The organism is Pararhizobium antarcticum (assembly GCF_001885585.1).
Taxonomy (GTDB): Bacteria; Pseudomonadota; Alphaproteobacteria; order Rhizobiales; family Rhizobiaceae; genus Pararhizobium; species Pararhizobium antarcticum.
Genome location: NZ_LSRP01000135.1, coordinates 1 through 11,907 on the forward strand (window position 1 = coordinate 1; position 11,907 = coordinate 11,907).

At 59.2% G+C, this 11,907-nt stretch carries 12 protein-coding genes and 2 pseudogenes; 10 read left to right on the forward strand and 4 right to left on the reverse strand.

The genetic code is table 11. The annotated features are described in order from the left end of the window. Window positions 1-128 precede the first annotated feature (128 nt). The 3 genes and pseudogenes from AX760_RS23565 (at window position 129) to AX760_RS27370 (ending at window position 3,675) form a co-directional block, all read left to right on the forward strand. Window positions 129-2,867 carry a S8 family serine peptidase gene (locus AX760_RS23565; RefSeq protein ID WP_071835456.1) on the forward strand — a complete coding sequence of 913 codons (2,739 nt, stop codon included), beginning with the start codon at window positions 129-131 and terminating at the stop codon, window positions 2,865-2,867. Window positions 2,868-2,990: 123 nt separating this feature from the next. Then, window positions 2,991-3,152: pseudogene (locus AX760_RS23570) on the forward strand (MucR family transcriptional regulator); the annotation flags it as partial. Window positions 3,153-3,393: 241 nt separating this feature from the next. Beyond that, window positions 3,394-3,675: a hypothetical protein gene (locus tag AX760_RS27370; protein WP_071835457.1), complete on the forward strand. Its 282-nt coding sequence runs from the start codon at window positions 3,394-3,396 to the stop codon at window positions 3,673-3,675. A 75-nt stretch (window positions 3,676-3,750) separates the two neighbouring features. Here the strand turns inward: AX760_RS27370 and AX760_RS26920 are convergent, their stop codons facing one another. Next, a complete protein-coding gene (locus AX760_RS26920; protein ID WP_139275984.1) occupies window positions 3,751-4,104 on the reverse strand; it encodes a hypothetical protein in 354 nt (117 codons plus the stop codon). 40 nt (window positions 4,105-4,144) lie between these two features. Between AX760_RS26920 and AX760_RS23585 the strand changes: the two genes are divergently transcribed. From AX760_RS23585 to AX760_RS26925, 3 genes are read left to right on the forward strand one after another with little or no spacing between them, the layout of a single operon-like run. Further along, window positions 4,145-4,375, forward strand: coding sequence for a hypothetical protein (locus AX760_RS23585; protein WP_071835459.1), 231 nt, complete (start codon window positions 4,145-4,147; stop codon window positions 4,373-4,375). Beyond that, a complete protein-coding gene (locus AX760_RS23590; protein WP_071835460.1) occupies window positions 4,375-4,752 on the forward strand; it encodes a hypothetical protein in 378 nt (125 codons plus the stop codon). Before AX760_RS23585 ends, AX760_RS23590 begins: the two co-directional genes overlap by 1 nt. Window positions 4,753-4,790: 38 nt before the next feature. Next, a complete protein-coding gene (locus tag AX760_RS26925) occupies window positions 4,791-5,147 on the forward strand; it encodes a hypothetical protein (RefSeq protein ID WP_139275986.1) in 357 nt (118 codons plus the stop codon). Here AX760_RS26925 and AX760_RS23595 read toward each other — a convergent pair. After that, window positions 5,086-6,074, reverse strand: a pseudogene (locus tag AX760_RS23595) (IS5 family transposase). The gene AX760_RS26925 and the pseudogene AX760_RS23595 sit on opposite strands and share 62 nt — an antisense overlap. A gap of 111 nt (window positions 6,075-6,185) precedes the next feature. Between AX760_RS23595 and AX760_RS23600 the strand changes: the two are divergent. Continuing rightward, window positions 6,186-6,947 (forward strand): metallophosphoesterase, encoded by a 762-nt coding sequence (locus tag AX760_RS23600; RefSeq protein ID WP_071835461.1) that lies wholly within the window; start codon window positions 6,186-6,188, stop codon window positions 6,945-6,947. Window positions 6,948-7,347: 400 nt separating this feature from the next. Here the strand turns inward: AX760_RS23600 and AX760_RS23605 are convergent, their stop codons facing one another. Together AX760_RS23605 and AX760_RS23610 are read right to left on the reverse strand one after the other, a co-directional pair. Next, on the reverse strand, window positions 7,348-8,265 hold the full coding sequence (locus tag AX760_RS23605) for a nucleotidyl transferase AbiEii/AbiGii toxin family protein (protein WP_071835462.1): 918 nt from the start codon (window positions 8,263-8,265) through the stop codon (window positions 7,348-7,350). Further along, window positions 8,255-9,100 (reverse strand): type IV toxin-antitoxin system AbiEi family antitoxin domain-containing protein, encoded by an 846-nt coding sequence (locus AX760_RS23610; RefSeq protein WP_071835463.1) that lies wholly within the window; start codon window positions 9,098-9,100, stop codon window positions 8,255-8,257. The genes AX760_RS23605 and AX760_RS23610 overlap by 11 nt, the downstream gene beginning before the upstream one ends. A gap of 505 nt (window positions 9,101-9,605) precedes the next feature. Between AX760_RS23610 and AX760_RS27375 the strand changes: the two genes are divergently transcribed. The 3 genes from AX760_RS27375 (at window position 9,606) to AX760_RS23620 (ending at window position 11,720) form a co-directional block, all read left to right on the forward strand. Continuing rightward, window positions 9,606-9,779 carry a hypothetical protein gene (locus tag AX760_RS27375; protein WP_175552127.1) on the forward strand — a complete coding sequence of 58 codons (174 nt, stop codon included), beginning with the start codon at window positions 9,606-9,608 and terminating at the stop codon, window positions 9,777-9,779. Window positions 9,780-9,990: 211 nt separating this feature from the next. After that, on the forward strand, window positions 9,991-10,968 hold the full coding sequence (locus AX760_RS23615) for a DUF3991 and toprim domain-containing protein (protein WP_071835464.1): 978 nt from the start codon (window positions 9,991-9,993) through the stop codon (window positions 10,966-10,968). A gap of 146 nt (window positions 10,969-11,114) precedes the next feature. Then, the gene (locus tag AX760_RS23620; RefSeq protein WP_071835465.1) at window positions 11,115-11,720 is read left to right on the forward strand and encodes a DUF1419 domain-containing protein; all 606 of its coding nucleotides are present in this window, start codon (window positions 11,115-11,117) and stop codon (window positions 11,718-11,720) included. Window positions 11,721-11,907 lie beyond the last annotated feature (187 nt).

Consider the following 11,907-nt stretch of genomic DNA (forward strand, 5'->3'; position numbering starts at 1 on the left):
TCGATCGTCCACATCGCAGCTTCCTTTCGTGATTCGAAAGCACAAAAGGAATCACAACCGCGCACAACCCGCAAACCGAAGTCCGCTAACCGATTCCGCCGATTCTCAAAGTCTCCGGACGGACACTTATGTCAAGCACAGTGGTTGCGCAAAGCCTGTCCGATTGGGAAACCACCGAATATAACGCGGGCTGGCAACTCGGCGCCATCAATGCGGCGACCGCCTATGACCTTGGCTATACCGGGAAAGGTGTTGTCGTTGGCGTTCTGGACAGCGGTATCGACGCACGACACCCGGAATTCAAGGATCAGATCGTCGAGGGATACGACTTCACCAATAATATCCCGATCGACAGCGCGGATAATTTCGACACAGATACGCATGGCACGCATGTCTCGGGCATCATCGCTGCCGCCCGTGACGGTGAGGGCATGCATGGCGTCGCTTTCGATGCCAATGTTCTTCCGGTCGTGTTTAATCAAACCGCAACGGAATGGGATGCAGTCTTTGCAAATTCCTGGCGCTACCTTGCCGACCAGGGCGTCTCCATCATCAACAACAGCCTGGGCATCAACAACTGTGCACTGGTCATCGCCCCGCCCTGCAATGTCACAGATTACGAACCCGGTGAACTTGCCCAAAACCTCCCGGACACGATCGCCGCGATGAAGTACACGGCGGAGCAGGACATTTTGATGGTCTTTGCGACAGGTAACGAAGGACAGCCATCGCCGGACGCTCTGGGCGGAATGCCGTACTGGATTCCGGAACTGCGCGACAACTTGATAGCCGTTGGTGCAGTTGATGCAAACGGCGAGATCGCAGGCTTCAGCAACAGCTGCGGCGTCGCTGCGGAATGGTGCCTCGTCGCCCCGGGCGTGGATGTTTACTCGACAGTGCCACTCGGCGAAGGATCATCCACCGATCCGAACTACGGGCCCATGGATGGCACCTCCATGGCGACCCCAACGGTCGCCGGCGTAGCCGCCCTGGTCAAGGAGGCCTTTCCCTTCTTCACCGCAAAGGATCTGCAGCAGACGCTTCTGACGACAGCAACCTCCATGGGCGACAGGGAAATCTATGGCTGGGGCATGGTCAATGCCGGCAAGGCCGTTCAAGGTTATGCCACTTTCGTCTCGGATGTCGCCATCAATACGCAGGGCTACGCCGCCACCTTCGGCAATGACATCAATGGTGCGGGTTCGCTGACGAAGACGGGCGCCGGCATGCTGACGATGACGGGCGCAAGCACCTATACGGGCGGCACGCTTGTCGATGGCGGCGGCCTGTCCGTCAACGGCAGTCTTGGCGCGCTCGTCGTCGTTGGCCAGAATGGCACGTTGCGCGGCACCGGCACGATCAATGCTCCGCTCAGTGTTGCGGGCCGTGTCGCACCCGGCAATTCCGCCGGAACCCTGACGGTCGCCGGTCCGGTCTTCCTCGCATCCACAGCCATGGCGCAGTTCGACATTGACGGCACCGGAACCGCGACGGGCGCCGGGAATTATTCGCGCCTCGTGACCACCGGCACCACCGGTCGGGTCCAGGTTGACGGCACCCTGGTTGCTGCGACACGCGGGATCACCGGCGATGCGAGCAACACCTATGTCGCGCCGCTCGGCACGCAGTTCAACATCATCCAGTCGAGCGCCGGCGTCAGCGGAAGCTTCGACAGGTTGACGCAATCCGGCGCCGGGCTGGACCGGGCCACGCGCTTCGATACGGTCTATAGCCAAACGGGCGTGTCGCTGGCCGTTACGCCGGATGCCTATGGCAACCTGTCAGACAACGGTCTCGAAACGACGGACAATCAGGATGCCGTTGGTGCAGCCCTCGACGCACTCCGGCCGACGGCCGGTACCCGCACCAACCCGCTGTTTGCCGGGCTCTATTCGACAGGTGCCGGCGCGCTGTCCAGCGCGCTTGGCCAACTGTCCGGCGAGATCCATGCCAGCGCCACAGCCTTGCAGGTAACGCGCGCAACAGCGCTGCAGGACACGATCGGCGAGCGCATCCGCAACGCCTTCGAGGTCGACGCGTTTGATGAACGCGCGACTTTCTGGACGTCTGCCTATGGTGGTGGCGGTTCCGTCGACGGTAACGGGGTCGGGACCTTCGATTGGGATATGGCCAATGTGCTGTTCGGCATGGACATGCCGGTCGGAGACGCTAGCCTCGTCGGCCTTGCGGCGGGCACGGGTCACAGCAACGGCGATGTTGACGACACGAATGCAAGCGTGAGCGCCAACCACTATGACATCGCCGTCTATGGTGCGACGTCGTTCGAGGCGATCGACCTCAGCATAGGCGCATCGCACAGCTGGTCGTCGCTCGACACCAACCGCTCCCCGTCCTTTGGCGGCTTCACCGACACCTTGACCAGTTCCTACCGGGCGCGAACCGCCCAGGCCTTCGGCGAACTCGGCTACCGGGCAACGGTTGGCGAGATCGAGCTGAAGCCCTTCGTCTCGGCCGCCCATCTGGCGGTGAGCGGCAGCACGTTCGACGAGAATGGCGGCTCCGCGGCGCTTTCCGGCAAGGTTGCCGACCGCAATCTCGGCCTCACCGTAACCGGCCTGCGCGTCTCCACGGACTTCGAGCTTGGCCAAGGCAAACTTAAGACCAGCGCAATGCTCGGCTGGCAGCGCCTTTACGGCGACAGGCAGGGCTCGGCCGACGTCACCTTTGCCGGCGGCACGCCCTTTGCCATCGCGGGCGTAACCCTTGCCCGCGACGCCCTGCGCATCGAACTGGGCGCCGACTACAGCGTCAACACCCGCGTCAACCTCGGCATCGGCTATCGCGGCACTTTCGCCGGCTCGTCAAACTCCTCCTCGGTCAGAGGGGATTTCAAGCTCGCGTTTTGAGGCGGTGCCGAGTGGGGTGATGGCTAGAGTAGGGCGGCTTTTATGAATCCGGGGATATCCTTGGCTTCGATTTCGTGAGAGGGATTCTGCCCATCTCCGATAGTATTAGATGGCCCGCTCATATCCCTGACACGCCACCTGATGGCCCACTATCAGATGACGCCGGAGCAGTACCGCAAGAAATGGAACCTGCCGGACGACTACCCGATGGTCGCCCGTGCCTATGCGGCGAAACGCTCAGAACTGGCGAAGGCGAACGGACTGGGCCGGAAGGCCGCGCCCTAAACAGGCTCTCGATACTATTAAAACGTCCTGGGGCGCGCGCAGTCCCTGATCGATCCGCGCCTACCGGCTCAACTCCAGCCCTTCGAGCGCGAAAGCTGCTGTTTCAAAGTATGATCGCGGCTTAGTTCAGCCATACATAGCCACTCGACGAGACGCGGGCGTATGTGAAATCTTCTCGTGGGCGTCTCACCCCAACGACAGTGATCCCGTATTTGGTGCGAAGGGCAGATTGCGCCATTGTATGGCTGATCGCATCTTGTGGCGCGCGAGTCTTGACGATGGCAAAGCCGTCATCGAACTTGATGATGTCGCTCATCTTGCCTGTGACCAGATGAGCGACGCGTTCGCCCATGGCGGCAACGGGATAGACGACATGATGCGCAGCCGTTCGCTCCTACAGGCGATGTCTAAAGCCAATGGCCGCCGCTCCAAAGAGCGCTCCGCCGTCGTGCTTACCTCGCCGCAATCGCGGAACCATTCGTTGAGGTTGTCGTTCTGGCCGGCTAGGGTCTTTTTCATGTGAGTACTACAGCATCAAAGGGTGTCAAATAAAAGGAAACTAGCATGACAGATACCACCCCTCGCGCATGACTATCGTTCACGTATTTCCGCGCTTGCTATCGTTTCCGGCATTCTCGCCGCGATGCGCCCGACATTCTGGGCGTGCGCCGCCGCTTGCGGCTTGAATCTTGCAGCCGCCATCGCGCTGTGGGCGCCTCTCTTCAGAGCGTTTTCGTTTCATCATCGCCATCCGCATTGACTCTCGCTTCTCAAAATGAGAACATAAAGTGAACAGACGTAGGAGATGATCATGCGGGACACCCAGGCGGTAATAGAACGAACCCAGCAGATTCTTGCGCAATCCCGTGCCTTTCGTGAACGATGCGAAGCTGGCCGCGAAGAACTGAAGGCGCGGATCGAACTGGCACAGGTGCCCAAAGGGCAGCTGCATTTCGTATTCCCAACCAAGGTGGCCAGCCGTGCACATTGAAATGCGCCCATTGGAAAAGGAACAGGCTTCGGAAATTGATGAAGTCACCGCAGTCATCGCCTGGCACGACGACGACGCAAGAGCCGCTGTCGGCACTCTGTTGGACGACTGCCGGCACCTCCGCGAACAGTTGGCTCTGGCACGAATGGCGATGAGCGCTGGGTTCACCCGCGGGTGGCTGCCTGACCCGCGAGGAAATCCCGACGAACTGCCAAAGCAATGGAGAAGGTGATGAGAAATACCCTGCAGAAAGAACGTGGCGCCGAGGCCTATTGGGTGCCAATCCAGGCAATCGACTTAGTCGAGCTCAGCGACATCATGCGTGGCGCCATCCGTCTTGCCCCTGTCGATCAGCTACAAGCCTATGTCACAACGACCTTCGACGTTGAAAGCTGCGCACCGATCGGCATTTTTGAATTTCTCCTCGACAGGTCGGCCGGCCGTATCTGCATGGCATTTTCGTACTCAATAGCCCGCAGCATTGATGGCAAGATCGTCGTGAAAGTGTGCTCCACAAAGCCGGTCTGGATTCCAATTACCGACGTCGATGGAGCGGCCGAAGCACTTCACGATATCTGCCGCGACAACCATTGGCGTACAACAAATTGATGCCTTTCTCCTAAACTGCAGACTGTCGGACGTGATCGATGCCTGAAAGTTACCGGCGCGAAATTATCCATCCCGCCGTTGAAACGAAGATCCCAAAAATGTCGGCTTTCGAGGCAGGCGGACAGTTGATCAAGATCACCTGCTCCTGGTGCAAGCTCAGCCACTGGTACTTTCCCAGTGACCTGCGCATTATTTTTGGTGACGTTATGTTCCGCAATATTGAAAATCGCTTCCGCCGCCAAAGATGTGGGAAGAAGGAATATCTGAAGGCCGATATTCGGCTTTGGTGCACGGCCCTGAAGCATCGCGGATCTCGATCTTTGATGACGTGGTCTATGCCACCTTTGACGAGCAGCGACCGGATTTCGGGTGTGCGCAGCCAAGCATGCGGTTGAGGACGACGCAGCCGATGGAAACTTCCGTCTGTTGAGCGTGAAACGACCGAGCCCGCAAACGCCGCCCGATGATGGACTTGTAACGTCCGATGGCGGTCTCGACCAACGCGCGCCTTCCGTAGCCGGTGGAGGCTTGCCAGTTCATCCGGCCTTCTCTGACGATTGCCGCGATATGCTGATCCCTTTGCCCGAGCGGTTGATCGCCGTTCGGTTCGACCGCGTTGACGCTTGACGGAACGACGACGGCAGCATCGGCGCTTTGGTCGATGATCGCGTCGTAGGTGGGCTTCCCATCATAGGCGCCATCGGCAGTGAAACATCCGATTGGACCGTCGATCTGATCGAGAAGTGGGGCCACCTGCGAGGCATCGCCCGTGCCCTGGTCGGTCATTGTGTTGGCGATGATCTCGCCACTATCGGCATCGAGCGCCAGGTGCACCTTGCGCCACCCGCGACGGGATTGGGCGCTATGTTTTTCGTCCAGCCACTGGCCCGCGTCGTAAATTTGAAGGCCGGCGCTGTCGACCAGAACATGCACCGGCCCGTGGATAGTCCATGCCGATCAGCCCGCTTGTGGTGCGATCGCCACGTCTGCGCTCGTCGGCTGAGCGTGGTATGATCGGGGACGGCGAGCACCAGCCCCATCAATTGCGGCAGCGATCCCAGCAAGCCTTCCGCCTGGCGCAGTCGCAGGCCGAACACCACGCCCAGTGTCAAGGCGGTCTCGATAGCAAAATCGGAACAGCGCGGTTGGCCGCCCCGGGTCTTACGACGTGGGGCAGCCCAACCAACAAGCGCTTCCGGGGTCAGCCGCAGGGTCAGGCTGCCGCGTTCGCGGAGGCCCGCCTCATATTCAGGCCAGTTCGTCACCCTGAATTTCATCTTGCCTATACGATGGCGGCGGGAAGAATTGTGTTTGACAGGCATCGCTGCGGCAACCGGCTATTGAGATTGCAGCCCGCCTCCACCATCATCGCTAAATGATCCGTGCACCAATGCTCTATTGTCACGCATCGTCTTCGCCTGCAGGAAAAAGTAGTGAAATCAACCGAGAGCTTACCATCCACAGTATATGCCATTGCCGACGTCCATGGACGGGCAGATCATCTCGAAGCCATGCTTGGATACATCGCCGCCCATTCGAATAATCGTCAATCCAAGCCTGTCGTGATCTTTCTGGGCGATCTGATCGATCGCGGCCCTCACAGTCCAAAGGTACTCGATCAGGTCTGCTCGACACTCGATCTCTATCCGGGCTCCCGGCTCATTCTCGGCAATCATGATTTTTACCTGCGTGAGCTCGTTCGCGGTGCTCTCACCTATGAGGACGCCGTCAATTGGATGGACTGGGGAGGCGTCGCGACAGTGAGCGCTTATTCCGGTCGTCCGGTGCCTGACTTTGAGAAAATCGCCGCCGATATCCGCCGCGTCTTCACACATCATGTGGACTTGCTGGAAAACGCGCATACGTTCATGGAAATGGGGCGCTTCTGTTTTGTCCACGCCGGAATACGTCCCGGCATTCTGCTCGCAAATCAGGATGAATACGACTTGCGCTGGATCAGGGCCGGTTTTCTCGACCACATGGACGTCCTTGACCACGTCGTTTTACACGGTCACACGATCACAAAGTCGCTGCGGCCCGAAGTTTACTCAAATCGCATAGCGCTGGATACCGGAGCGTATCGGACTGGCCGGCTGAGCGCCGCCGTAATCAGGCGCGACGAGCTTTCACATTTCGTATGCACCGAACTAACCGAGAGCGGTGCGATCGAGGTCGGCGAGTGGCGGCCCGACTAATCGACAAGATCGAGAGGTAAGAGTGGACCGTTGTCACGGACGGTGTCGTGAAACCCGGACGTGGAGTCCGCCTTCGCAACAGACTGAAATGGAACGGTTCTCCCGTGGGCAGTCGGTCCCGCCTTCCGCTTTGCGGCGCGATGCTAAGGCTCCTGCGGCTCCCCTCTTCCGGGCGAACCGTGTCGAGAATTCCCGCTTTCCCGCCCTGTTCGGCCGGCGCGATGCTGAAAGCTCCGATGCTCTTCAATGTCTTGCTCCAGGCTTTGAGCGCGCCTGTAGGTGGCGCGATATCGCGTGACGGTACCAGCGAGCGTTCCGTCGTTTTACAAGGTGTCCGCTGCGTTAGTTCGACACCTGAGAAAGAAGCCTGCGGCCCGCCGTCCTTGAGAATGCAGTGGGCTCAAGCAAACATATTCTCAATCTCCCTACGCTGCAGGGCGTGTTTATCGGGGTTCTGCTCCTTCAGCTTTGCTAGATTGAGCAGCTTCCACCGTACTGCCGGTAGTGCCGCTGCCTGCGGCAAACCGATGGCGTCGAAATCCGGCTCCGCGTCGTGGAGAGTGAGCAGGAACAGCATTGCATTCTCATCGAGTCGAGTTCGAAGGTCATCAATGAGGCGCGCTCTCGCATCTTTTAGTTCAATCAGGCTGACGGGCGCGATAGTCATGCCTTCGAATTCTTTCACGAAGGCGTCTTCGAGTTGGGACAGCGATGGCCTGATCAGTTCATGCGGGGGGCGGCCGGAGCTTGCGACGTAGATGAGGAAGGTCCGAAACAACGCGTCGGTGAGCCCTTCATTATCGTAGAGCAGCTTCACATCGAAGAGATCGCGCGGGTGCTGACGGTCCGCGGCGGCATGAAGCTTGCCACCGAACAGATCCTCAAATGACACAACCTGCATTTCGGCAAAGCCGAACGCCTCGGCCACTCCATCCGTTACCGCCCGCAGTTCCGGAGGATGCACCGTTCCTCGCGCGACCGGCGAGGTCTCAATCTTGATTTCGGTTGTACCCTGCCGGACGAGCACCCGCGTGTCATTGTTGCCGCCGCCGGCGATACGCTGCACGTCGATCCCGCGCAGGTTTTTCAGCAGGTCGTCGCGAACGCGGTCAAGTGCTGCGTCGATACCTCTGAGCGTCGTGTCGCGATCCTCGATGGGAAGGTAGGTGAGGTCGATATCGACCGATAAGCGCGGCATATCCCGGTAGAACAGGTTGATGGCCGTCCCACCCTTGAGGGCGAAGACATCCTGCCGAGCGATGTAGGGCAACGTCCGGACCAGCAGTTCGACCTGCCGCATATAGCGATCACGCGCCATCGATATTCTCCTTAGGCAGCAGGTAGGCAGGGACCGTTACGCGATAAATCGGGTGGAGCTTCCCGCCTGGGACAAGTGCTCGATCGCCGCGTCCCATATTGATCTGCGATCTGTCGATATGCTTGAGCCACGCATGCGCGTGTTTGTCGGCGTAGACGAAGAAAAGGCGTTTTACTTTTACGCTGCGACATTGGGTCAACAGCGTCGTCAACATTTTCGGGCGCAGATTGACCATTCCCTCAAACACCATGTCGATGTTGTGAAAGCTCTCGTTTTTCGGAAGTTCATCGAGAATCTCCAGTATTGCCCGCTCTGCAGTCGACATCTTAATAGGCCAGCGCCACGGGCTCATTGCCAGTTCCTCATCTGGATTATCGGAGAGGCTGAATTCGTTGTTCTCTACGCCTTCGTTCTCGTCGGGGAAGAGTCCATGACCTCGCCGGGCGAACCTCGCATCGGTTGCCAACGTCATGAGCCAGTCAGGGATATCGGTGCCATAGAGGTACACGCGTGTATCACCGCCAAGCTGCAGGTAGTGAGAATGGCCGCGCAATCCAAGGGCGGTCAAACCTCCGACGTGGAACGCATGTCCCATGATCCATTGCGCGGATAACAAAGGAATTTTCCAGCCCGTGACGGCTTCCGACGGTTCTCCTGCCGAAAATGGGCGCCGGTAGACGCCTGTCGCGATCCGCTCGAGCCAACCCTGTTTGATATACGCCGATACAGATTGCCGTGAGATCGCATGGCGTGCCGTCCAGGCCGCATCGACGAGGAAGCCCGGCGGGACTGTTTGGATCAGGTACTTTAGCTTTGTCGTCGTTTGTCCATTCATAGTGGACGGCATAGCATAAGTTCAAAGTAATTATCAAGGCGACTTTAATGCATGCTCATTTTGTCAATCTGTAATTGACAAAAAATATCATAGTCAAAGTATGCTCCTGCTTAAACCTAAGGCTTCACCCTCCGGGCCGTCATGCCAGAAGCAATCGATGAGTACCCCGCCGACAAATCAAACGTTGTGCCTGTGCCGAAGTCTCGCCTTGGAAAACGAAGCAGTCCCTTCCCTCTCCCCACTCGGGCAAATGGCAGTCCGGCTGAATGGACGAAGGTCAGTGCGACGAGATCGAATACCAATCCGCTCCAACCAATGGCGTTGCCGAACCCAGCTCTCTTGTCTGGCATCCCTAATCCAGTCCCGTCCTTGACGGTCAACCCCAAGGGGTTCGCTAGACAAGCTGCGACCTCTGCGGCTGCGCCTCCGACGTGACCACGGTCGTGACCGGCTCAAACGGGCGCCATCGAGCGGGGATTGGCCCCGCCAACGGATGGAGCCTCACATGCCGGATCTCAACCTTGCACAAAACCACGCACTCGATCTTGCCCGGACCCTGATGGTCCCGGTCACCCTCTTCGAAATCGATGGAGAGATCGGCGTTCTTACAAGCGACGAACTCGATGACGAAGACGCTCTGGAGATCGTGCATGAATATGTGCCGGCCGGGTTTCACTGAAACCCATATGCGCCTTTGAGGAGCCAGGGTCGTTCTGGCGTGCCGCTTGCGAGCGGCAGGCCGCAAGGGAAGCTTCGCCTTGGCCGGGTGCAAATTTGCACCTTGCCGGCCGCGCCCTTGCCCCCTTTGCTCTTCGCGGCGGTAGCGGAGTTGGCCCCGCATCTGCGGGGAATAGGAGCAGGAAAGGACGGCCTGACGGCCGAGGATAAACATGAAACGCCATGATCTGGAAAATCTAAAGGAGAAGGTGGCGTGCGCCACGCTGCTCGGCAAAGCTGGTTTTGCTGTTGATGCCAAGGAAAGCACACGTCGTGCGTTCAAATGGCGCCGCGCTGCCGAGATCATCATTGTCACGCATGATGGGCGCGGATGGTTCGATCCGTTGAGCGAAGCCAAAGGCGATATATTCTCGCTGGTGACCCATCTTGATGGCGGAGAATTCATGGACGCAATCGCGACGGTCGCCGATCTGGTTGGTCATCATGCCGTGATTGCCAGTTGGACACCGCCGTCACCGTCTCGGGCCGTGTCGGAGGATGTTTCAACACGCTGGACCAGCCGCCGGGCACCCTGGCCCGGCTCTCACTCCTGGACATATCTATCGAAACAGCGATTCTTGCCACCGATAATCCTCAAGATCGCTACCGATCAAAGCTGCCTGCGCGAAGGTCCCTTCGGCAGCATGTGGGCTGCACACACCAACGATGCCGGCGTCATAACCGGATGGGAAGAGCGCGGTCCGCAGTGGCGTGGCTTTGCAACCGGCGGGTCCAAGGTTCTGTTTCGGTTGGGGTCGCAAGATGCCACGCGGCTTTGCGTGGTTGAAGCGGCGATCGATGCCATGAGTCTCGCCTCAATCGAAGGTCTTCGCGAGGAAACGCTTTATCTCAGCACTGGCGGAGGTTGGTCGCCGACGACACACGCTGCCTTGCGATTGCTTGGTTCCCGCCCGAATACAAGTCTCGTTGCTGCGACCGACGCCAATATCCAGGGAGATGCATTCGCCGACCGTCTGCGACAGCTGGCGGAGGAGGTCGGATGCGGCTGGCAGCGGTTACGTCCGCACGTAGACAACCGGAATGCGGACGACTGGAATGCGGTTCTTCAGGAAAGGGCCAAAGAAAAAGGAGAAAGAAGAATGGGGGAAAAACGAGGCCTGCCGCATGCGCGCCGCACGCGTCAAGGGTGAAGCTTCGCCCGGCTAACGCCGGCCCTTGACCCGAACGGACGGCGAGGCGGCCGCAGGGGAGGTGTCAGGAAGGACTGAACAGGATGGTGAGATCGACAGGATCGTCACTGCGGTTTGGTCCCGACAAAAACCTCAAGGAGCCGCACATGACCATCGTTCCCGCCCCCCGCAAGGTCTACCAGGGTGTTGCCAGTCGCCACCAGATGTTCCGCATGTTCGACCGCCACGCCCAGCGACCGAACCGCTTCGAAGACGACGCGACGTCGCTTTATGCCGGCGAGTGGTTCGAGATTTCAGAAACCGAGCATGATTACATGTTCGAGATCCTGCCCCCGCTGTGGATTCGCGGCTCGATGTTCGCGATGCGCGAGTTTTTGACCGGATCGGTGACGTCGGTCTTCTTCGCGCTGCGGATCGACGGGGCGATCCGCTATTTCCACGCCTATTGCGACCTTTCCGACGGCCAAGCCGTCGAGCGGATGCGGCTGGCCATCATCGAACAGGAGACACGCCCCGTGCGGGCGATGACCCGTGTTGAGCGCCTCGAGCACATCTGGAGCAGCACGGCGGACGATTTTCGGGGCTATGCAGGAAACCGTTGGCCTGCGGCTGACCGAGGAAAGCGCACCGTCGTGTCCCACACCAAGATGGCCGGCGCCAAGCTGAAACTTCTTGATGGCCTGACCGACGACGAGATCGCCGCCAAGCTGCCGGTGCATCTGCGCCACCTCCCCGATGCGGTCGCCGCTTGATGGAAGCGGCCTTTCCCTCCGCTCCAGACGCCGGCTGCTTCTAACTCCCAACCCCTTCAAAATCAGTGCCTGCCTGATCGGCCGCGTTGCAGCCGTCGACGAGGTGCGCCTTCCCCACAGGAGAAATCGATGAGCAACGCCCCCTTCACGCTGGATATGTTCGGCAGCTCCGCCCTCTCAGCTATCC